Genomic DNA, 20,569 nt, shown 5'->3' with positions numbered 1-20,569 from the left:
GCCCGGGCGAGCGGCTTCGGCCGGGTGGGGGCGTCGTACGACTCCGCGGGCCCGGTCCCGGCCGGCCGTCGGCCGCATGTCAGACACCTTCGGCCCCGAAGATCTGCCGGACGACCGGCGGTGCGGTCACCGCACGGTCTCCGACCTGGAACGCCGATGCCACGAGCGTACGAGCGGTGTCGGTGTCCCCTCGGTCGTAGAACAGTTCCGCGAGGACGTCGCCCTTGCCGACGCGGTCGCCGACCCGGTGCCGCAGCAGGACGCCCGCGCCGTGGTCCAGCGGCGCGTCGTAGGTCAGGCGTCCGGCCCCGAGCAGCAGGCCGGCGTTGCCCACGGCACGCGGCTCCACCCGGGTGACCCAGCCGGATTCGGGCGCCCTGACGACGAGCCGGTGCGCCGCGGTCGGCAAGCGCTCCGCTTCGAGAACGGCGGCGTCGGCCCCCTGCGCGACGGCCCACCGTACGAACATCTCGTAGGCGGAACCGTCGTCCAGGACCCGCTCGATCCTGGCCGTGGCCTGCTCGTCGGTGAGCAGCGGGTCGACGCTGCGCAGCATCAGACGGCAGACCGCCGCGCACAGCTCCCACAGTCCGGGGATCCGCTCCCCGCGGAGTACGGCCAGCGCCTGCCGTATCTCCAGGGCGTTGCCCACCGCGGGACCGAGCGGCTGGCTCATGTCGCTGAGCACGGCCCGCGCGCTCAGCCCGAAGGCCCGGGCCAGGTCGAGCATCGTCTCGGTGAGCCGGACCGCGCGGTCCCGGTCCTGGATCAGTGCGCCGGCACCGGTCTTGACGTCGAGGACGAGCCCGTCGGCACGGACGGCTACCTTCTTGCTGATGATGCTGGCGGCGATCAGCGGGATGCTCTCCACGGTGCCGGTGACGTCGCGCAGCGCGTACGTGACACCGTCCCCCGGGGTCAGGTCGGCGCTCTGGCCGGTGATGACCATGCCGACCGACTTGAGCATCGGCACGATCTCCCCGACCGGGACGGAGGTCCGCAGCCCCTTGATCGACTCCAGTTTGTCGAGCGTGCCCCCGGTGAAGCCGAGGGCCCGTCCGGTCATCTTGGCCACCGGGACGCCGCACGCCGCCACCACCGGCACCACGATCAGCGTGGTGGTGTCGCCCACTCCCCCGGTGCTGTGCTTGTCGACGACCGCGCCGTCCACCTCGCTCAGGTCGAGGTGTCCGCCGCCGACGGTGTAGGCGCGGGTCAGGGCGACCAGTTCCGCGGTGGACAGGCCGGTGCAGGCGATGGTCGCCAGCCAGGCGGCCATCTGGTAGTCCGGGATGCGGTCGTGGACGAAGTCGGTGACGACGCCCGCGATCTCCTCGGCGTCGAGGACCGCGCCCGCACGCTTGCGGTTGGTCGAGTCGATGACACGGGCGGAGGCCACGGTGTCCTTGATTTCCCTGACGTCCCTCGACGAGGAGACCGGACTCATGCGTGGTCCTCCGATGCCTTCCGGGAATCGCGCGGGTTCACCGTGCCGCCTCGCCGGAACGTCGGCCGCCGACGGCCCGCACCTGGCCGGCGATCTTCTCGGCGACCGCCCGGACGGCCGCCAGGTACTGGGCGTCCTCCTCCTCGTAACCCACCGGAGCGCAGGGCACCGAGATCTTGAACGTCCGTGCCGCGAGCCGGTCGGCGACCGGGAACCCGGTCCGGACGCAGGGCCTGTCGTACGTGGTCACGGGCGAGATCGGATGCTGGAACAGATGCAGGGTGTGCAGTGGTGAGGTGGCCTTGGGGACATCGATGTCGTCGAGGCCCTCGGCGTTGCACGCCGCCACCAGCCAGTCCCGGCCGCCCGGGACACGGTCCGGATCGACCTCGAAGAGCAGTGCGTAGTGTGCCGAGGTCCGTTCGGTGGTCGACAGGGTCAGGGGTGTGATCCCGTCGATCCGGGTGAACAGCTCGGCGATCTCCTCGGCGAAGCCCTGTTTTCCTTTGATCCAGGACGGCAGTTCGGCGATCTGGCCGACGGCGAAGGCGATTCCCAGCGGGTGCGCACGGTACTTCAGGCCGAGGCCGGTGACGGAGTACGGGTAGAGCGGCCCCTCGGGATCCATCTCCTTCATGGCCCGTTTGTTGAAGTGGCCGAGCAGCTGGGCCCGGTCGTAGACCTCGCGGCTGCGGGTGGTCAGCACGCCGCCCTCGCCCGCGGCGATCAGCTTCTGGGTCTGCAGGCTCCACGCGGCAGCCGCGCCGAAGCTGCCGACCGGATGCCCCCGGTAGGTCGCGCCGTGGGCGTGGGAGCAGTCCTCGACCAGGTCGAGGCCGTGCCGCTCGGCGAAGGCCACGACGGCGTCCATGTCACACGGCAGCCCCCACATGTGGGTGACCACGACCGCCTTGGTGCGCTCGGTGACCAACCCGGCCGCCGCCTCGGTGTCGAAGGAGCCGTCGGGCCGGCAGTCGGCCGGCACCGGCAGGGCGCCCAGCTGGAACAGCGAGGCCGCGGTGGCGAAGAAGGTGTAGGTCGGGCACAGCACCTCGTCGCCCGGTCCGACGCCGATGCCGTAGAAAGCGGAATGGAGCGCCGCGGTACCGGAATTGGTGACCAGGCTGTACGGGGTACCGTGCGCGGCCGACCACGCGTCCTCGAACTCCTCGACCACACCGGACCGGTCGTAGAGGGAGAGCTTGCCGCTTTCCAGTTGCCGCCGGACCCGCTCAGACCATTCCGATCGCTGCTTCGGCCATGGATACGCCGTGCTCCGGTCCAGCACCGGCCGTCCCCCGTCGATCGCCAGTTCCGAAACGAACACCACTTGCCTCCTCATGCAGCGGCTTTACGGCGGTCTGCTGGGCGATGGAGCGATAGAGCGCCTCGATGGTGGCGGTGACCCGGACGCCGTCGCGCATCTCCCGCTGTACGGCATCCGGGTTGGCGAGGTTGTCGAGCGTGTCCACGAGCACGCCGGACGCCGAGTTCCAGGAGCGCTCGGCGACCACCTGCTCCACCACATGGTTCGAGCGGTCGAACCGCTGGAGGGAATCCCGGGTGAGTCTGATGTGCCCGCCGGAACCGTAGACACGTATCAGCTCTTCCTTGCTGGCCTCGCAGAGGGAGAGTCTGAGCGTGCCGGTGACGCCGTTCGGGTAGGACAGGTTCGCAAGGGTGGTCTCTTCGACGTCATAGGCCGCCGCCGGGATCAACTTGGGCGCCGCGCTGGCGTACACGAGTGAGGGCATACCGAAGAACCAGTGGAGCAGATCGATGATGTGGTAACCCATGTCGATGATCGCTCCGCCGCCGGAGGTCTTCGAGCTGGCCCGCCATCCGGCCTGGTAGGCGTCGGTGCTGAGTTGGTAGGTCGCTTCGAAGTGCCTTGTGGCACCGATCTGTTGCAGTGAGCTTTTCGCCCGCAGGTAGAGCGGATGGTAGCGGCGCTGAACACAGAGCCTCATGTGACCGTCGTATTCCTCGACGGCGGCGGTGAGTTCGCGGGCCTGCGGCATGGACAGCGCGAATGGTTTCTCCTTGACGACCGGAATACCGCGCCGGAATAGATCCTTCGAGATGTCGTTGTGCGTGTGGTGCGGTGTGGCGACGATGGCGAGGTCCGGACGCATCGTGTCCAGCAGTGCCGTGTGGTCCGTGAAGAAACTCGGATTCGCTTCGCTGCCACATCTGTTGAGTTCACCGGTCAGTCGTGCTTCCGCGGCCGCGTCCACGTCACATGCGGCGATCAAGTCAATCCGTGCGGATAAATCAACGAGAGCGGGCACGTAGTCCTTCAGCGTCCTACGGCCGACACCAATCACTGCGCAGCGCATCACGGACAAGCCTTGCAAGGGACCAACCCCTTCGATCGGCTTCGCGAGTTCATTGCACAACTTGCAGTCGCACAGCTCAGACCGCACGGGAGCCTATCCCCGAAATTACTCCCGTACAAGAAGGCTGACAGCGAAAAGGCAGGACCTTGAAGACGGCTTGCTTATCTACGGGCCTTGAGCATGGGCACGAGCTCGGGCCATGGCGCGTAGTCCGCGTAATCGCTGCCGCAGTGCCGCAGTGCGAGCTCCTCCGCGGTGACGTCGATACGACCGCCGTTCACCGCGAAGTGCTGGAGCATCCGGCGCGATTCGTCCACGGTGTCCGGGTAGGTCAGATGCCAGTCGCCCGACGCGTAGGCCTGTTCCCGCTGGATGAGCCGCGCCAGCACCGAGTCGGTCCATTTGAAATGGTGCACCTGCGGGAAGGCCTGCTCCGCGGGCAGTTGCCGCCCGTTGAGCGCCCCGTGCTGGCCGAGGTGCAGTTGCACATTCCCACGGGCGAGGGTCACCTTCGACGACCCCGCTCCCGGCACCCGCAGCGTCAGCAGTCCGGCCAGCGGGTACTGCGCCCAGACCGAGCCGTCCGGCTGGAGCGCCGGCAGGCTGCCGTCCGCGGCCACCCGGTCCAGCAGGGCGCCCTTGACGTAGTCGTATCCGCCGGTCTCGCAGACGGTGATGACGTCGGTCAGCGGCCGGTCGTAGACATGGAACTCGTCGAGGTCCGCGACGACCCACCAGTCGTCCGGGTACCGTCGCATCTGGGCCCGGATCAGATAGGCGTTGAGGTCCTCGTCCCACGGCCCCTGGTGCACCGCGGCGAAGGAGAACCCGTGCCGCGCGACCACGTCCTGGGACCGCTTGAATTCCGGGTCGTCGAAGGACTCGATGTGCCGGGCTATGTGGAAGCACTCGACACCGAGGTCACGGTAGTGCGTGACAGCGGCGTCCAGCAGGCCGGTATCGGCGCCGACGGCCGACACGAAGCGGATCGTCACGTCAGATCTCTCCCATCGTCCTCTGGACCCCGGCCTCAGGAGACCGGGGTCCTGTTGTCTCTCGAACCCGATCGAACTCAAGGGAAATGCGCAGGCTGCCCGCCTCCGTTCTCCGCGGCGGCCGAACCCCGCCGGCACGTCGCCTACCGGACCGCTGTCTCCTGTACGCGCGTCCGGGTGTCGTCCGCGCCGTGCGAAGTCATCCGGCAGAGTAGAAGGACGAGCGCGAGCGCGCAGAGACCGGCACAGATCCAGAACACGTTCCGGTAGCCCGCGTGTGCGGCGACCACCCCGGTGAGGGCTCCCGCCAGAAGTTGGGCGACCGGGAAGGTGGACGAGTAGAGCGAGGAGGCCGTGCCGGATCCGCCGGGTACCTCCTGCTGCACCACCACCATCGGGAGACTCATGATCACTGCGGTCCACAGGGCGTTCGGCACCTGCAGCGCGATCAGGACCGGTGCCGAGCCGGCCACCGGCAGCAGGCAGAAGAACAGGACGGCGAGGACCGCGGCGGCGGCCACGACGCGCACCTTTCCGACGCGGTCGGCCAGGCGGCCCACCGTGATCATCAGGGGGATCTCCAGTGCCGCGCATGTCCCGGCCAGCAGACCGACCAGGGACGCCGACAGGTGCAGATCCCTGGTGACGTACAGGGCGATGTTGATGAGGTACATCTGATCCGCCACGTTGACCGCCGTGACCGACACGAGCAGCAGCCAGGTGCGGCGCGGCACGCCGGTGAGAGTGCGACGCAGCCCCGGCAGACGGCCCTCCCCGTCGCCCTTGGCCACGTCGTCCCGCGTCGGCGGCGCGGGCGGCGCGGGCACGGCCGGCAGGAACCAGCGGCCGAGCAGTGCGGTCAGCAGAAGCAGGCCCGCGGCGCTCGCGTACAGGTGCCCGAACCCGATGTGTGCCAGCAGGAAGAAGCCGACCGGCGGACCGATCACCCACCCGGCGGAGAAGATCGACCGCACCGCGGAACTGAACGGAGTCACCTCCCTGCCGGTGAAGTCGGCGAACTCCTTGACGTACGCGAACAGCTGGGAAATGTAGGCGTCGTTCAGGCTGAGGAGTACCGCCCCGGTGACGAACACCACCGCGTAGTTCCGGACGGCGACGAAGGTGACCGCACCGGCGACCCCGGCCAGCGCGGTCACAGCGAGGGCGACCCTTCGGTCGGTCAGCCGGTCGGACAGCCATCCCGCGGTCAGATTGATACCGATGGCGGCCACGGCGCAGCCGATGAAGTAGAGGCCGATGAGCGTCGGCCCGACCTGCACGGCATCCGCGAGGAAGAGACTGACCGTGGTGCCGAACACCGAGGCGGTGATGGCGTAGCAACCGGTGGAGATGCCCAGTGACATCGCCGTCCGGCTGAACGGACCCGAGGTGGATTCACTCGCTGCCAAGACGGCCTCGCCAGCGCTCCTGGTGACGGGCGAGCCAGGTCCCCACCGATGCCGCGGACTCGAAGACCGACAGGCGGGGCTCGGAAGGCACGCCGATGACGACACCGGCACCGACGGAGTCCAGCATCGAGATGTCGTTGGGCCGGTCCCCGAAGGCCACCGCCGCGGCCGGTTCGATGTCCGCCTCCTCGAGGATTCTCCGCACCGCGTGTCCCTTGGAGGCGAGAGGTGCCAGCACTTCGACCGGTCCGCCCTCCTCGGGTCTGCAGGAGTAGGTGACGGTCACGTCGAATCCCAGCGCTTCGGCGCTGCGGGCCAGGTCTCCGGCGCTCAGGTCTCCGCTGCGGCACAGCAGTTTGGTGACGGGCAGGGCGCTGCCGGCCAGGTCCGGGATCTCCGCACAGACCGCGTCCGCTCCGGTGTCCGTGGCCGGCCACCAGGCATACCCCGGCTCATAGCCGAAGGCCGACTCGAACTCGGTCGCGAAGCTGACCTCCGGATCGGCCTTGCGGAGCGCCTCGGAGAAGTCTCTGACCTGGTGCCCCTCCAGTGGGGCGAGGACGCGTGTCCTGCCGTCCACGACTTCGGAGGCCCCGTTCGAGGTGATGACTTCGTGGGAGAGTTCCCGTACCGCCGCCGGCAGGTCGGCGAGACAGCGTGACGGGCGTCCGGTGACGAAGACCAGACGGACGCCGCAACTGGTCACCCCGTGCAGCATGTCGAGGTCCTCGTCGAGGACGAGATTCCCCGGGCGCACGAGAGTTCCGTCGAGATCGCAGAATACTGCCCTGATCAATTCGTCCCCCGTTGACGCCGTATCGCGATGGACCGGCTCGCCAGCATGACGAGATTTCTGAACGCCGCGTAGCCCCCGGCACCGGGTTCACCGCGCCGCGCCCCTCGCCATGCCACGGTGCCTGCCTTTTTCAGCTCACGTTTCATGGACATCCTGGGCAGCACCTTCAGCCACTCACCCTGCGCCTGGCCGGCGCCGTAGGACCAGACGCTCCGCAGGTCGTCCCTCGGGCTGAGCGGCTTGTGCCAGATGACCGCTTCCGGGACCAGCCGGACGGGCAGGTCCGACGTCCGCCGGCGCAGCTCGAAGTCGCGGTCCTCGCGCCACTTCATGGCGGTGTTGAAGTGGTAGCCGCCCATTTTCTCCACGATGCTCGTCCGGTAGAGGAGCGGCGGGCTGTACGCGTTGACCTTCCTGGTCACCAAGGGGTCTTCGGTCAGTCGCCGGGCGGCGGCCACCAGCCTGCTGCCGCGCCCCCGGGTCTCGAACCGCACCCGTCCCTTCACCAGTTCCGCGGACGCCGCCGCCAGCATCGCCGCGATGGCGCCCGGCTCGAACACGCAGTCGGAGTCCATGAGAAGAACCAGCGGGGTGACCGCCTGCGAGATCGCCCGGTTGTAGGCCTGCCCTATGCCGCGTTCCGAGGTGCTCAGCACGGTCACCTGCGGTGCCGCCCTGGCATAGGTCACCAGGCCGTCGAGGAACCAAGTCGGCGACCCGTTGGTGGAGATGATCGTGGAGCAGGTGACGTCGATGGATGCCAGGCACCGGTAGATCAGGGGGTCGTCGCACACCGGGATGACGATGGTCAGGTCGCGCGAGAAGTCGCCGGTGCGGGGGGTCAAGGGGACGTCCTCAACCGGCTCACAGCCACCTCGAACCGCCGGACCACCGCCTCGGGGTCGACCTGCGTCACCAGACGGTGGGCACCGTCTCCCTGCCGGAAACGGACCCTGCCGCGATACGGCGGTTCGGTGGACACCGAGAGCACCCCTGTCTCCTGCTTGTACGGCAGGTCCTTGTCCGCCATGACCGCGGCGGCCACGACATCCCATATGGGTTCGCGATCCGTGCTCTCACCCCGCGGTGACTCGCGTTCGAGCCTGTCCAGGGCGGCGCCCAGCGGCGTAGGGGCACGTCTGATCCGGGTGACCACTTCCGGCACCAGCCGTGGCATCTCCAGGACCTCGAGCGGAACCATCACCACGGATTCCCAGCCCGCCGACACACACGCGTCCAGCGCCTCGGGATCGGCGAACGCGTTGAACTCGGCGTTCTCCGTCACGTTTCCGCTGGTGAGGGAGCCGCCGGAGATCCACAGGCGGTGCCGGGCCGGCCCCGAGGGACCAAACAGCCGCAGGGCGCGAGCGATGTTCGTGACGGGACCGATCGCGAGGACGTCGGCCCCTTGGGATCGCTCCAGGGCCACGGCGAGCACATCGGGAGCCGGCCCGTCCTCGGTACCGGCACCTGTGCCCACGCCCACGCTTACGTCTATGCCGTCGCCGTCGCCCCAGAAGTGTTCGTTGTCCGGACTCAGCGCAGCGACGTAGGTCCCCGCCGGCAGTGCGGCGACAGCCGCGCGCACCTCCTCCCGGACGGGCTCGTGCCACCACAGCGGCTTCTCACATCCGCGTACGACGTCGACGTCCAGGGAGTGGGCGCGGAGCAGCGTGTGTGCGTGCCGTTCCGAGGAGGCCGCGGACGCGTTTCCGAAGACCGTGGTGATCAGACGGGGAACCCGCCCCAGAGCGAAGAGGTAGTGGAGCGCGAGGGCGTCGTCATTGATCCCCAGGGTGTCGGTGTCGATGATCAGATCACGTGCGGTGTCGTCCTCAGAACTCGAACTCACTGGGGGCTCCCAAGCTCATCCAGTACCGGAGTGCCTGCGCGTAGCCGCGCCCTTCGTCTTTGAGGACGTCCACCGCGTCCTCCGGCCGCAGCACACTGACGGTGGCCACCTGCTCGGCACCGGCGGGGTTCGTGGGAGGGCCGACGAGCTCCCCCTCCACCACCGCCCACAGCCAGGCCTTCAGCGGAAAGGGGGCATGCGGTCGATAGGGAATGCGGTGATAGGAAACACCGCTGTGCGCCGCGAACCAGTGGGGCCGCCCCTTCATGAGGTAACCCGCCTCTTCGGCGAGTTCGCGACTTATGCAGTCGTCGACGGACTCGCCCTCTTCCCTGGTGCCTCCCGGCAGGAAGGACGTGCCGTCGGAAAGACGGCAGACCACGACACCGTCCTCGGCCAGGGCGATCGCCCGCACGCTCTGGACTGTTCGGTCCGGTGGGCGCCGGTCGGTGAACCTGACGATGGTCTGGGCCCACTCCCAGTCCTCTAGATGTTCTCGCATGCCAAGCCTTGCGTTCGGGCCGCTTCGGCAATGAACTTGAGGTCCGTGCGGTACGTCACGAAGGACTCCGCGTACTCGACACCGACGGCCGCCCCCTGGAGGGCGTCGGCCCTCTCGATGCCGATCAGCGAGCGCACGTGCGGGTCCGGCTTGGTCTGGTACCGGTAGCACTCGATCGCGGCCTGCTTCTGGCCGTAGTGGTGGGTCACGTCGAGGGAGCACGTCGTCTGTTCCAGGTGCGAGCTCCAGGTGTCCTCGGGGCACTGGTAGCCGAGGATCACAGCCGGAGTGTGGTGCCCGGTTCCCCGGTTGCGGGACGCGGCGAACGCGGCCTGGTGAGCCACCTGATGGTCCTGGTGGAAAGCGCCCCTGGCCGGCAGCAGAACGAGTTGTGGCCGCACCCGGTCGATCGAGATGGGGGAGCCCGACTCGATCGACTCGACGAGCCGGGCCGTGTCCGCGTGCAGGGTGTCCCGGTGGTCACCGTCCTCGATCATGACGTGAAAGTCGCTCACGCCGAGCTTCCCGCACGCCCGCACGAACTCCTTGCCTCTGTCGGCCGTGACGCGAGCCGCCGACGGGCCGCCGGTGTTGATCGCGTGCTGCACTATGAGCTGTACGTAGACGTCCATGCCCGAGGCCGCCAGTGTGGCGATGGTGCCTCCGCATCCGAACGTTTCGTCATCGGGATGTGGGGCGATGACGAGCACACTCCCGCGGATCATTTCTGGTTCTCCCCCATTCGCAGCCCGTCGAGTGCAGCTGATTCGTCCGGCTCGGAGCCGGCCTGGAGTACCGAATAGCCGGGAACCCGCACGAGCGTCGTCCTGCTGAACATGCGCCTGCCATGCAGTCCCTCGGGCAGCCTTCTCTCTCCGCTGGTCAGCAGCGCGAGATACTGCTCCACCAGATGGGTCGCGCCCCAGAACGCCGCCGCACACCCGCCGCCGAACCGGACGTTCGTCTCGGTGAAGACGACACCGTCGGGTTGCAGGAATCCCTGGACACAGGAGGGACCCACGACCTGTAACTCCTGCACCAGGCCTGCGACGAGTTCTTCGAGCAGCGGGTCCTGGAAGGTCTCGGTGACCACCGACATGCCCGAGCGGATCCGCAGCCGGCGTCGCGCCACGACCAGCGGCGGATCCGAGCCTGTGTACAGGCAGTCGGCGGAGAACTCCTGCCCGGTCAGCACCTCCTGGATCAACCCGTCCGTATTCCGATGCAGCCAGGCTTCGAGTTCCTCCCGACGGGAGCAGACCATGGAATCCAGCCCACCGCTGCCCGAGCGCCGCTTGACGAACACACCGGCGGCCGGAAAGTCCGCCACCAGATCATCCGCCGCGAAGGACGTCGGCGTGCAGAACCGGGAGTTCCGGCTCAGGTGGTTCGCGAACTCCGCCTTGTCCGAGCAGAGCCGCACCGTTCCGGGTGACGGCAGCCACTGCGTCAGACCCAGCTCGGACAGGGCATCGACCTGGCCGGCGGCGTACCGCACCTCGGCGTCGGTGTTGAAGCTGACGCAGGTGGCTCCAAAGGATCTCGCCGCCTTCGCGAGCGCTTCGAGGTAGGCGATGCCTTCCGACGCCAGGGGGAGCAGCTGTGCCCGGCCGGGGTTGGCCAGCAACGCGGGGCAGAGCGGATCCGCGTCGGCCCACAGCACCTCGTAGCCGAGCTGTTCGGCCTGCAGCGCCACCGCGTAGCCGGACGCGCCGCCGGTTCCGGTGACAACTAACCGCATACGGCCGCCTCACCGCTGCGGCACCGCGCAGACAACGATGTGGTCGGCTCACTGACCCCAGCCTGGTCGGGCATGCGGCTACCCCCATTCCCCGCGGGCCACGATCTCCCGGACGCGTTCGCCGTAGGTCGGGTCCGCGCTCGGGTGCTGATTGGTGACGACCGTTCCCTCGTCGAGGAAGTGGGCCATGCCCCGGCCCATCTTGCGACCTGTTTCGGTGTGTATGTCGAGGGCGTAGTCCGGTATGACGGGACCACGGAGGCGGTGGTTCATCGTGTGGCGCGTCCACATGCAGATCTCGTCCGTGGTCTCGTCCTTGGGGGACGCGACCAGGTAGCGGACGGCCTGGACGAGGAAGAGCCAGCGTTCACCGGTGCCCCGCTGCATGCGCAGGCCCACCCGGTGCAGGGACTCGACGATGAGCGTCTGCTGGAATGTGCCGTCGTTGCAGTCCGACGCGGAGATCACCATCAGCCGGGTCCACAGGTGCGCTTCCAGTTCCGGGCTCGTCTCGTACATCTCCCGGGCGACCAGCAGCGCCTCTTCCAGGTTGCCCCGGCGGATGTACTTCTGGAGTGCGGAGATCAGCTCGTCGCACCGGAAACCGCGCACGCTCGTCACATCTGCCCAGGGATCTCTCGTCGACGACGGAAGAGACATGTTCCTCCTAGTGTTTCGACGCGCGTCAAAGCCCACTTGTCCAGGGGCTTCCGCCCGCTGCCCGACAGTTGGAAGTTCGCGTTGATCAGAAACTCACGGGGATCTCGTCCAGGACTCGGCAGGCTCACGGGCCGCCCCAGCAGCAACGGACGATGTGCGACAAACCTAGATCGTTGCAGCAGGGAATGGCAGAAACTTTCACGCCTCATTACCCCTGGACCATATGTCCGCTTACGTTCACGAATCGACGACTACAGACCGGTGCACAGCCCACCGTTCACACCGCACGAACCGATGCCGCGCGAGCCGGTCGCCGCAGTTCAGGGCTCCATGAAGCTTGAACCTTTTCTTTCACGAGTTAAGAAAAGACATATCGTCCTACGGATGGCCGGTAGGCGCTCATACGGCCGAACCCTCGTCGCCGTCAGTAAGTTCTGTCCATAATTGACATAACTCACGGCATTTGCTGCAATTCCCAGGACGCTCCTACGGGGAGATGCGTGAAACCAGATTTTCTCGCCGTCGTGACGTCACCGACATGGGCGGCTTCCGGGGTGGCCGGCCCCGGGGCGGGGGCCACCGCTGGGCCTGTCGGGTCACGCTGCCGGCCCGGCCAGTATGTGGATGGGAAAATCCAGTTCATCAGTCCGCAAATCGATCACTGGATCGGTGTAATCGGCACAGATGCCGGACCGAAAAGCGATCTAGCTTCGGAGTGCACGGGGGCCGTACGGATCAGAAAGGCATCGAGGCACTCATGCCCATCCCGCATACCGACGTCATGACCGCACCCGAGTTCGACACCCTGACCGCTTCACCCGGACCCGACCGCCCGCCCGTCGACGACCGCCCTGCCGCCGACCACCTGCTCCCGCCCGCCGACCACCTGCTCCCGCCCGTCGACCACCTGCTGCTGCCGGTCGACGAACTACCCGCGAACGCGTCCTCGCCCGACCTGGTCGGCCGCCGAGTGCGCGACGAGCTCATGCTCGACGGCAACGCACGGCTCAACCTCGCCACCTTCGTGACCACCTGGATGGAGCCGCAGGCACGGCAGTTGATGGCGGAGACCGCGGAGAAGAACCTCGCGGACCGCGCGGAGTACCCGCAGATCACCGCCATGGAGGAGCGCTGCGTACGGATGCTCGCCCGGCTCTGGCACGCGCCGTACCCGGAGCAGGTCCGCGGCTGCTCCACCACCGGTTCGAGCGAGGCGGCCATGCTCGGCGGCCTCGCGCTCAAGCGCCGCTGGCAGGACCGACGGAGGGCCCAGGGCAAGGACACCGCACACCCGAACCTCGTGATGGGCGCGAACGTCCAGGTGTGCTGGAAGAAGTTCGCCAACTACTTCGAGGTGGAGCCGCGTTACGTCCCGATGGAACCGGGCCGCTACCACCTCACGCCGGACACGCTCACCGCCTACTGCGACGACAACACGATCGGTGTCGTCACCGTCCTCGGGTCCACCTTCGACGGCTCCTACGAGCCCGTCTCGGACATCTGCCTGGCCCTGGACGGATACCAGGCCGCCACCGGCACCGACATCCCCGTCCATGTCGACGGCGCGTCCGGCGCCATGGTGGCCCCCTTCCTCGACCCGGGACTGCTCTGGGACTTCCAGCTCGAACGCGTCGCCTCCATCAACACCTCGGGGCACAAGTACGGGCACGTCTTCCCCGGACTGGGCTGGGCCCTGTGGCGCAACGCCGAGGCCCTCCCCGACGACCTGGTCTTCGAGGTCGACTACCTCGGCGGCCGCTCCCCCAGCTTCACCCTCAACTTCTCCCGCCCCGGCGCACACGTCGTCGCGCAGTACTACAGCTTCCTGCGGTACGGCTTCGAAGGACTGCGGAACCTGGCCGCCCAGAGCCGTACGACGGCCCGCGCGCTGGCCACCCGTATCCAGGGCATCCCGCCCTACCGACTGGTCACCGACGGCTCCGAACTGCCCGCCTTCGCCTTCCGCCTGGCGCCCGGCACCGAGGGCCTGACGGTCTTCGACGTCTCCCAGGCCATGCGCGCCCGCGGCTGGCACCTGCCCGCGTACACCTTCCCCGCGCCCTGCCAGGACGTCTCCGTCCTGCGCCTCGTCGTACGCACCGGGTTCACCGCCGAACTCGCGGGCATGTTCATCGCCGACCTGACCGAGGTCACCCGCCGGCTGCACGGCGGCCGCCCGACGCCCCCACCACCGCTGACCCCACCGGCCGCCCCCTGACGGCGACTTGAGCCAGAAGGCGGGCACCGCCGAACCGCCGAACAGCCGAACCGCACCGGCCGCGGGCGTCTTTACAGCACTCTCACAGAACCCACCCTGCGCTTGATGTTTCAAGTGTTAGGCTCGCGGCCATTCCCCCCACCTGGCTCAGGAGAATCGCTGTGCGGGACGGCAACATAGTGGTGATCGGCGGCGGTTACGCGGGCATACGACTGGCGAAGAAGCTGGACACGGCGGCGCATGTCACGCTTGTGGACCGCAAGGAGGTCTTCTTCCACCGCATCGCCTCGCTGCGGGCGGGTGTGCGCCCGGAGTGGACGGGCGCCCCGTTCATACCGTACGACAAGCTGCTCACCAACGGCCGTATGGTCGTGGGCAAGGCGGTCCGCGTCGACACCGTCGAGCGCCGGGTCACCCTCGCCACGGGCGACCGGCTGCCCTACGACGTGCTGGTCATCGCCACCGGCGCCGACTACCCCGAACCGGCCCGTTTCGTCGGCTCCACCCCCGACGAGGCCGCGAAGGCCTTCGCCGAGCACCAGCACAACATCGCCGCCGCCGGCCACGTCCTGGTCGTCGGCGGCGGTCCCTCCGGCGTCGAACTCAGCGCCGAGGTCCGGCTGGCCCGGCCGGACGCCCGGGTCACCCTCGCGCACTCCGGGCAGGAGCTGCTGCTCTCCACGGGCAGCGCCCGCGCCGGCCGCAAGGCCCGGGCCTGGCTGGCGGCCCACGACGTGGAGGTCCGGCTGGACGCCTTCATGTCCCCCGGCACCGACTTCGGCACCTACCGCGACGCCCACGGCGAGGTCCTCGCCGCCGACCTCTCCTTCTGGGCGACCGGCACCACCCCCAACACCCTCTGGCTGCGCCTGGCCGGGCACGGCGACTGGCTGACCGGGACGGGACACGTCAAGGTCGACCGCACACTCCGGGTCGAGGGCCGGCCGGACGTGTTCGCGGTCGGTGACGTGAACGACGTCAGCGAGCTCAAGGTCACCCCGGCCGCACTCGCCCAGGCGGAGGTCGCCGCCCACAACATCCTTGCCTACCTGCGCAGTTCGGGGCGGCACAAGAAGCCGCGCGCCTACCGGGCCGTCCGCCGCACCCCGCTCATCGTGCCCTTCGGCCCGGCCGACGGGGTGACCGTGCTGCCCGTGCCGCTCGGCGAGAGCGCGGTCCTCGGCACCCGGGCCACCACCATGGCCAAGGCGAAGACCCTCATGACCCCCTATATGAGACGCCAGCTCGGCTACCCCTCGGCCTGACCCCACCCCTCACAGCGCCGACGGACGGATCACCGGCGCGGGGAACCACCAGGAGCCCCTGGCCGCGTACCGGAAGCGCCGGGGCCCTGCGACGAGCCGGCGGTGTCCGCGCCGTCGGCCCGGCCCGCCCTCCATGTACGGATCTCGGCAAGGGCGGCCGCACCGAGGAGCATCCCGGGCGCGCGGTCCCGCTGATCGAGGAGCGGGCGACCATGCCGGACCGTCTCCCGTGACGGAGGGCGGTCTCCTCGCCCGCTTTCCGGGCGCGCCGGCGGCCGTCACGTGACACTTGAGGGAAGCGACCGGCGAGCGGGACGGGGAGGCGAGGACGGTGATCGCCGTCAATCCGACGGACAGTGCCTCGTTGCTCGCCGCCTTCGGTGCGCTGGCCGTGCTGGTGGTGATCTTCGCCGAGTCGGGGCTGCTGGTCGTCGGCTTCTTCCTGCCGGGTGACACCCTGCTCTTCCCGGCCGGTGTGCTGTGCGCGGCGAGCGCGGACCGGCCGCCCCGGCTGGAGCTGTGGCAGGTGCTGGTGTGTGCGGCCGTCGGTGCGGTGGCGGGCGGCCAGGTGGGCTATCTGATCGGGCGGCACGGCGGGCGCCCGCTGCTGGCCCGCACCTCCAACCAGCGGGTGAAGTCCGGGGCGGCCCGGGCGGAGCGGCTGCTGGTCCGCTACGGGTACGGCAAGGCGCTGGTGATCGGCCGCTTCGTGCCGTTGCTGCGGTCGGTGCTGCATCCGGCGGCCGGGGCGCTCGGGGTGCCCGTGCGGCCGTTCACCCTCTGGCAGGCCGTCGGGGGTGTGCTCTGGTCGCAGACCTTCGTCCTCGCCGGCTTCGCCCTGGGCTCGTCGGTCTCGCACATCGACCGCTATCTGCTGCCGCTGGTCGGCGTGATCGTCGTGCTGTCCCTGCTGCCCGCGCTGGCCGAGGCGCGCCGGGCGCGGCGCGACCGGTGACCCGGCTCAGGGTTCCCAGTGGGCCAGGCTGTGCAGGGCGGCGGCGGTGTCGGTGAAGCGGTCGGCGCCGAGCAGGGCGTGCAACTCGGCGTTGAAGCGGTCGATCTCCGGCCGGGCCGTGTCGAGTACGCCGGCCCCCTGTTCGGTCAGCTCCAGTACGACGGCGCGGTGTTCCTCCGGATGCCGGCGCCGGCTGACGAGGCCGGCATCCAGGAGGCGCCGGACCAGCGCGGTGATCCCGGACTCGCGCTGCTGGAGGGCCTGGGCCAGTTGCTGCTGGGTGATGCCGGGTTCGTCGCTGAGTGCCAGCAGGGCACCGAGCTGGGCCGCGGTGATCCCGGCGGTGGCCAGCAGCCGCCGGTCGGCCGTGGTGCGCAGCTGGTGAGCGGCGCGTTGCAGCAGGAAGAAGAGACGCTGGTCGGGCTCTGACATGGGCGGAATCTTGACAGACGCGACGGCCGGGCGCCATTGTCACTTCACTAGTGAATCGAAACCCGGTGTGGGGTGGCGAGTGTGAACCAGACGCCCGATCTGGCCTTCGCGCGGAAGATCCTGGCGGCACAGCCCTTCAGTGTCCTGCTGGGGACCCGGCTGGTGGCCTTCGGCGGCGGAGAAGCGACGCTCGAACTGGACAACCGCGAGGAGCTGCGCCAGCAGTACGGGTATGTGCACGGCGGGGTCCTCGCCTATGTGGCGGAGAACGCGATGGCGTTCGCCGCCGGCACCGCACCCGGGAACCGGCCGCTCACCGCCGGGTTCACCATCGACTACGTACGCCCGGCCGACGGCGTGTTCCTGCGCGCCCGGGCCCGGGTGGTACGGGCGGGCCGCGCCCTGGCCGTCTGCCGCTGCGATCTGACCAGCGTGGGCGGCGACGGCAGCGAGACGGTGTGCGCGGTCGCCCAGGGCACCATCTCGTTCGCACCCACGACCGGCGGCGACGGGGCCTGACCGCGCCACGGCCGGCATCGGATCCGCCTTTCCGGGAAGACAGCTCCGCCCTCGTGCCGTTGAACGCGCCGGCACGGTCGCTGTGCGGCATGCGGCACAGGGCCGTCGAGGCCTGTCCGAACGGATGGAGAGCGGTGATCACGCGATGAAGGCGGTGCGGTTCCACGCGTACGGCGGGATCGATGTGCTGCGGGTGGAGGAGGTGGAGCTGCCGGTGCCCGGCCCCGGGCAGCTGCTGGTCGAGGTCCGCGCGGCCGGGATCCAGCCCGGTGAGGTGATGATCCGCGAGGGCGCGCGGCACGGACGCTGGCCGGCGGTGTTCCCCTCCGGGCAGGGCAGCGATCTGGCCGGCGTGGTGACCGGGGCCGGTCCCGAGGTGCGCGGTTTCGCGGTGGGCGACGAGGTCATGGGCTTCACCCACAACCGGGCGAGCCACGCGGAGTTCGTCGTGGTCGACGACGTGAACGTGGTCTCCCGTCCGCAGGGACTGTCCTGGGACGTGGCCGGGTCGCTGTACGTGGCCGGCACGACCGCGTACGCCAGTGTGTTCGCGGTGGACCCTGGCCCGGGCGACACGGTCGTGGTCTCCGGCGCGGCGGGCGGCGTGGGGTCGCTGGCCGTGCAGCTGGCGCGGCTGCGGGGCGCGACGGTGATCGGGCTGGCGGGCGAGCGGAACCACGCCTGGCTGACGGAGCGTGGCGTTGTCCCCGTCACGTACGGGGAAGGCGTGGCCGAGCGGATCCGCCGGGCCGCGGGCGGGAAGGTCGACGCGTTCATCGACACCTTCGGCGACGGCTACGTGGAGCTGGCGGTGGAGCTGGGCGTGCGGCCCGAGCGGATCAACACGATCCGCGACTGGCAGGCCGCGGCCAAGGTCGGCGCGCGGACCTACGGGGAGGGTTCGGCGGCGTCCGCGGTCGTGGTCGGCGAACTCGCCCGGCTCGCGGCGCGCGGGGAGCTGGAGGTCCCGATCGCCCGCACCTACCCGCTGGAGCAGGTACGGGACGCGTTCCGCGACCTGGAGCGGGGGCACACCCACGGCAAGATCGTGCTCCGACCCTGACCATCGGCCCCTGACCGCCGGACCCGGGCCGCAGGCGCGGGTCCGGCGGACGGCCGGGGCGCCTCCATCTCCGAGATAGGCAGGCAGCCTGCTATAGTTTGACAGGTAGCCTGCCTAATTCTGATGGGCGGCACATGCGGGACGGGAGGAGCAGCACCTTGGGAACCACCGCCGACGTCGCCTCCGTACAGCAGGAAAAGGCACCGCCGGGCAAGCCCTTCGGGGCCTCCTTCGTGACCCCGCTGTACATGGGCGCCGTACTCAACCCGATCAACAGCTCGGTGATCGCACCGGCCCTGGTGGCGATCGCGGCCGCGATGCACACCTCCGTGGGCGGCACCGCGATCCTGATATCGAGCCTGTATCTGACCAGCGCGATAGCCCAGCCGGCGGCCGGACGGCTGGCCGAGGAGTTCGGGCCCCGCCGGGTGTTCTTCGCCGGCATCGTGCTCGTCCTCGTCGGCGGTGTCCTCGGCGCGGCCGCCCAGAACATGCCGTCCCTGGTCGCGGCCCGGGTGCTCATCGGGGCCGGCACCTCCGCCGGCTACCCCTCCGCGATGCTGCTGATCCGCCGCCGGGCCAAGGCGACCGGCATGCAGCAGCCGCCCGGCAACGTCCTCGGCGGCCTGGCGATCGCGGGCGCCGCCACCGTCGCCGTCGGCCCCGCCATCGGCGGCCTGCTGGTCGGCCGGCTCGGCTGGCAGACGGCCTTCTGGATCAACGTCCCCGTGGCGGTGGCCGCCTTCGTCATGGCCGCGGTCTGGATCCCCAAGGACACCGACCGGGTGCGCGGTCGGTCGGCACGCACCCTCGTCTCCCGTCTCGACCTGGCCGGCATCGCCGGCTTCGGCGGGGCGCTCACCGCGCTGCTGGTGTTCCTGTCCTCGCTCCCCACCCCGCAGTGGCCGGCCCTCGGCGTGTCCGTCGTGATCGCCGCCGTCCTCGTGGCCTGGGAGCTGCGCGCCGCCAACCCCTTCCTGAACGTCCGGCTGCTCGCCTCGAACCTGGCGCTCACCCGCACCTACCTGCGCAACGGCCTCACCCTGCTGGGCACCTATGTGATTCTCTACGGGCTCACCCAGTGGCTTGAGGCCTCCCGGGGACTCACCGCCTACCAGTCGGGCCTGGTCCTCATCCCGATGGGTGTCCTGTCGGCGGTCTCCGCCCGGGTGGTGTCCCGGCGCGGCCGGGTCCGCGCGCCGCTGGTCGTCTCCGCGCTGCTGCTGCTCGTGGGCGCCGTCGCCACCGTCTTCGTGGACGGGGGCACGCCCGTGGCCGTGGTGGTCGCGATCACCGCGGTGTTCGGTCTCACCTCGGGGGCCGGCACGGTGGCGAACCAGACGGTCCTGTACCAGGAGGCGCCGCCCGACAGCGTCGGCACCGCTTCGGGACTGCTGCGCACCTTCGGCTACATCGGCTCCATCGCCTCGGCGGCCATCACCGGCACCGCGTTCCACACGCACGTCGACGACACCGGCCTGCGGCACATCTCCTGGGCGCTGGTCGGCATCGCCGCCGTCGTCCTCGTCATGACGGTCCTCGACCGGCAGCTGGCGCACACCGACCGGCGTCCCACCCCCTGACCACTCTCCTCAACCGTACGGAACCGGCCGGAACCATCCGGCAAGACAAGAAAGTTCAGGTAATGACCAGCACCGTCCCGCACCTCGACCCCACCCGCACGGCCCTGTTCCTCATGGACTTCCAGCCGGCCGTCCTCGCCGCCGTCCCCGACCCGGACCAGGCGCTCTCCCGCGCCCACGCGGCCCTGTCCTGGGCCCGGTCGAACGACGTCCAGGTCGTCCACGTCCGGGTCGCCTTCGCCCCGGAGGACTTCGCCGCCGTACCCGAGCTCAACAAGTCCTTCACCCCGGTCGCGCAGAGCGGGTTCCTCGCCGACGGCAGCCCCGAGGCCGCGCTGCACGAGTCGTTCGAGGTGCTGGAGCGGGACATCACCGTGCGCAAGACCCGTATCAGCGCCTTCGCCAGCACCACCGACGCCCGTGAACTGCTCCGCAAGCAGGGCATAGACACCCTGGTCCTCGCCGGACTGTCCACCGGCGGAGTGGTCCTGACGACCCTCCGGCAGGCGGCCGACGACGACTTCGGGCTCTACGTCCTCAAGGACGCCACCGGCGACCCGGACCCCGAGGTCCACCGGGTCCTGACGGAGAAGGTCTTCCCGAGCCAGGCGCACGTCATCGAGACCGGCGAACTCCAGGCGCTGACCAAGACCGCCTGAGGCCGGACAACAGAGGTGGGCCGGCCCCCCCGTGGGGCCGCCCAGCCCCGGGGGGGGGCGCCCGCGCCCCCGCGCCCCCCCCCGCAACCCCCACCCAGTAATATAATACCCCCCCCGCACCCCGGACTCCCCCC

General features: G+C 69.6%; 20 protein-coding genes. 7 read left to right on the top strand and 13 right to left on the bottom strand.

From position 1 onward, the window contains the following. Positions 1 to 79: 79 nt before the first annotated feature. From ACFWXC_RS33640 to ACFWXC_RS33585, 12 genes are all read right to left on the bottom strand, one after another. Positions 80 to 1,447, bottom strand: coding sequence for a thymidine phosphorylase (locus ACFWXC_RS33640; RefSeq protein WP_384484540.1), 1,368 nt, complete (start codon positions 1,445 to 1,447; stop codon positions 80 to 82). 37 nt (positions 1,448 to 1,484) lie between these two features. Beyond that, positions 1,485 to 2,774 (bottom strand): DegT/DnrJ/EryC1/StrS family aminotransferase, encoded by a 1,290-nt coding sequence (locus tag ACFWXC_RS33635; protein ID WP_384484538.1) that lies wholly within the window; start codon positions 2,772 to 2,774, stop codon positions 1,485 to 1,487. Beyond that, positions 2,680 to 3,873: a Gfo/Idh/MocA family protein gene (locus tag ACFWXC_RS33630; protein ID WP_384484536.1), complete on the bottom strand. Its 1,194-nt coding sequence runs from the start codon at positions 3,871 to 3,873 to the stop codon at positions 2,680 to 2,682. Before ACFWXC_RS33630 ends, ACFWXC_RS33635 begins: the two co-directional genes overlap by 95 nt. A 74-nt stretch (positions 3,874 to 3,947) precedes the next feature. Continuing rightward, on the bottom strand, positions 3,948 to 4,781 hold the full coding sequence (locus tag ACFWXC_RS33625; protein ID WP_384484534.1) for a hypothetical protein: 834 nt from the start codon (positions 4,779 to 4,781) through the stop codon (positions 3,948 to 3,950). A 143-nt stretch (positions 4,782 to 4,924) separates the two neighbouring features. After that, positions 4,925 to 6,145, bottom strand: coding sequence for a sugar efflux transporter (locus tag ACFWXC_RS33620; RefSeq protein ID WP_384484532.1), 1,221 nt, complete (start codon positions 6,143 to 6,145; stop codon positions 4,925 to 4,927). A gap of 31 nt (positions 6,146 to 6,176) precedes the next feature. Next, the gene (locus tag ACFWXC_RS33615) at positions 6,177 to 6,986 is read right to left on the bottom strand and encodes an HAD family hydrolase (protein ID WP_384484530.1); all 810 of its coding nucleotides are present in this window, start codon (positions 6,984 to 6,986) and stop codon (positions 6,177 to 6,179) included. Next, positions 6,983 to 7,831 (bottom strand): glycosyltransferase family 2 protein, encoded by an 849-nt coding sequence (locus tag ACFWXC_RS33610; RefSeq protein WP_384484528.1) that lies wholly within the window; start codon positions 7,829 to 7,831, stop codon positions 6,983 to 6,985. Before ACFWXC_RS33610 ends, ACFWXC_RS33615 begins: the two co-directional genes overlap by 4 nt. Next, a complete protein-coding gene (locus ACFWXC_RS33605; protein ID WP_384484526.1) occupies positions 7,828 to 8,838 on the bottom strand; it encodes a nucleoside hydrolase in 1,011 nt (336 codons plus the stop codon). Before ACFWXC_RS33605 ends, ACFWXC_RS33610 begins: the two co-directional genes overlap by 4 nt. Next, positions 8,822 to 9,253 carry an NUDIX domain-containing protein gene (locus ACFWXC_RS33600; protein WP_384484524.1) on the bottom strand — a complete coding sequence of 144 codons (432 nt, stop codon included), beginning with the start codon at positions 9,251 to 9,253 and terminating at the stop codon, positions 8,822 to 8,824. The genes ACFWXC_RS33605 and ACFWXC_RS33600 overlap by 17 nt, the downstream gene beginning before the upstream one ends. 71 nt (positions 9,254 to 9,324) lie before the next feature. Then, positions 9,325 to 10,065 (bottom strand): PIG-L deacetylase family protein, encoded by a 741-nt coding sequence (locus ACFWXC_RS33595; protein ID WP_384484522.1) that lies wholly within the window; start codon positions 10,063 to 10,065, stop codon positions 9,325 to 9,327. After that, positions 10,062 to 11,081 carry an ATP-grasp domain-containing protein gene (locus ACFWXC_RS33590; protein ID WP_384484520.1) on the bottom strand — a complete coding sequence of 340 codons (1,020 nt, stop codon included), beginning with the start codon at positions 11,079 to 11,081 and terminating at the stop codon, positions 10,062 to 10,064. The genes ACFWXC_RS33595 and ACFWXC_RS33590 overlap by 4 nt, the downstream gene beginning before the upstream one ends. A 78-nt stretch (positions 11,082 to 11,159) precedes the next feature. Further along, positions 11,160 to 11,693 (bottom strand): hypothetical protein, encoded by a 534-nt coding sequence (locus tag ACFWXC_RS33585; protein ID WP_384484518.1) that lies wholly within the window; start codon positions 11,691 to 11,693, stop codon positions 11,160 to 11,162. A gap of 805 nt (positions 11,694 to 12,498) precedes the next feature. Here ACFWXC_RS33585 and ACFWXC_RS33580 point away from each other — a divergent pair. The 3 genes from ACFWXC_RS33580 to ACFWXC_RS33570 all read left to right on the top strand — a co-directional run bounded on the left by ACFWXC_RS33580 (position 12,499) and on the right by ACFWXC_RS33570 (position 16,179). Further along, the gene (locus tag ACFWXC_RS33580) at positions 12,499 to 13,959 is read left to right on the top strand and encodes a glutamate decarboxylase (RefSeq protein WP_384484516.1); all 1,461 of its coding nucleotides are present in this window, start codon (positions 12,499 to 12,501) and stop codon (positions 13,957 to 13,959) included. Positions 13,960 to 14,120: 161 nt separating this feature from the next. Continuing rightward, positions 14,121 to 15,224, top strand: coding sequence for an NAD(P)/FAD-dependent oxidoreductase (locus ACFWXC_RS33575; protein ID WP_384484514.1), 1,104 nt, complete (start codon positions 14,121 to 14,123; stop codon positions 15,222 to 15,224). Between the two features lie 331 nt (positions 15,225 to 15,555). Next, on the top strand, positions 15,556 to 16,179 hold the full coding sequence (locus tag ACFWXC_RS33570; protein WP_384484595.1) for a DedA family protein: 624 nt from the start codon (positions 15,556 to 15,558) through the stop codon (positions 16,177 to 16,179). Between the two features lie 6 nt (positions 16,180 to 16,185). Here the strand turns inward: ACFWXC_RS33570 and ACFWXC_RS33565 are convergent, their stop codons facing one another. Then, positions 16,186 to 16,611, bottom strand: coding sequence for a MarR family winged helix-turn-helix transcriptional regulator (locus ACFWXC_RS33565; protein ID WP_384484512.1), 426 nt, complete (start codon positions 16,609 to 16,611; stop codon positions 16,186 to 16,188). A gap of 81 nt (positions 16,612 to 16,692) precedes the next feature. Here ACFWXC_RS33565 and ACFWXC_RS33560 point away from each other — a divergent pair, with 81 nt between their 5' ends. From ACFWXC_RS33560 to ACFWXC_RS33545, 4 genes are all read left to right on the top strand, one after another. Further along, complete coding sequence (locus ACFWXC_RS33560) at positions 16,693 to 17,130, top strand: PaaI family thioesterase (RefSeq protein WP_384484510.1); 438 nt, start codon at positions 16,693 to 16,695, stop codon at positions 17,128 to 17,130. Positions 17,131 to 17,275: 145 nt separating this feature from the next. Further along, positions 17,276 to 18,193, top strand: coding sequence for an NADP-dependent oxidoreductase (locus ACFWXC_RS33555; RefSeq protein ID WP_384484593.1), 918 nt, complete (start codon positions 17,276 to 17,278; stop codon positions 18,191 to 18,193). Positions 18,194 to 18,351: 158 nt separating this feature from the next. After that, entirely contained in the window at positions 18,352 to 19,776 is a 1,425-nt protein-coding gene (locus tag ACFWXC_RS33550; RefSeq protein WP_384484508.1) for an MFS transporter, read from the top strand. 62 nt (positions 19,777 to 19,838) lie between these two features. Continuing rightward, on the top strand, positions 19,839 to 20,435 hold the full coding sequence (locus ACFWXC_RS33545) for a cysteine hydrolase family protein (RefSeq protein ID WP_384484506.1): 597 nt from the start codon (positions 19,839 to 19,841) through the stop codon (positions 20,433 to 20,435). Positions 20,436 to 20,569: the final 134 nt, after the last annotated feature.

It is taken from the genome of Streptomyces sp. NPDC058683, from assembly GCF_042716195.1.
Classification (GTDB): Bacteria; Actinomycetota; Actinomycetes; order Streptomycetales; family Streptomycetaceae; genus Streptomyces.
The sequence above is the reverse complement of the archived record's forward strand: the minus strand, read 5'-3'. Positions and strand labels throughout refer to the sequence as shown.

Bases quoted from the DNA above. Each gene is read 5' to 3' on its own strand.
- ACFWXC_RS33640 (WP_384484540.1), bottom strand. From the start codon at position 1,447: ATGAGTCCGGTCTCCTCGTCGAGGGACGTCAGGGAAATCAAGGACACC.
- ACFWXC_RS33620 (WP_384484532.1), bottom strand. From the start codon at position 6,145: ATGTCACTGGGCATCTCCACCGGTTGCTACGCCATCACCGCCTCGGTG.
- ACFWXC_RS33595 (WP_384484522.1), bottom strand. From the start codon at position 10,065: ATGATCCGCGGGAGTGTGCTCGTCATCGCCCCACATCCCGATGACGAA.
- ACFWXC_RS33590 (WP_384484520.1), bottom strand. From the start codon at position 11,081: ATGCGGTTAGTTGTCACCGGAACCGGCGGCGCGTCCGGCTACGCGGTG.
- ACFWXC_RS33580 (WP_384484516.1), top strand. From the start codon at position 12,499: ATGCCCATCCCGCATACCGACGTCATGACCGCACCCGAGTTCGACACC.
- ACFWXC_RS33565 (WP_384484512.1), bottom strand. From the start codon at position 16,611: ATGTCAGAGCCCGACCAGCGTCTCTTCTTCCTGCTGCAACGCGCCGCT.
- ACFWXC_RS33555 (WP_384484593.1), top strand. From the start codon at position 17,276: ATGAAGGCGGTGCGGTTCCACGCGTACGGCGGGATCGATGTGCTGCGG.
- ACFWXC_RS33545 (WP_384484506.1), top strand. From the start codon at position 19,839: ATGACCAGCACCGTCCCGCACCTCGACCCCACCCGCACGGCCCTGTTC.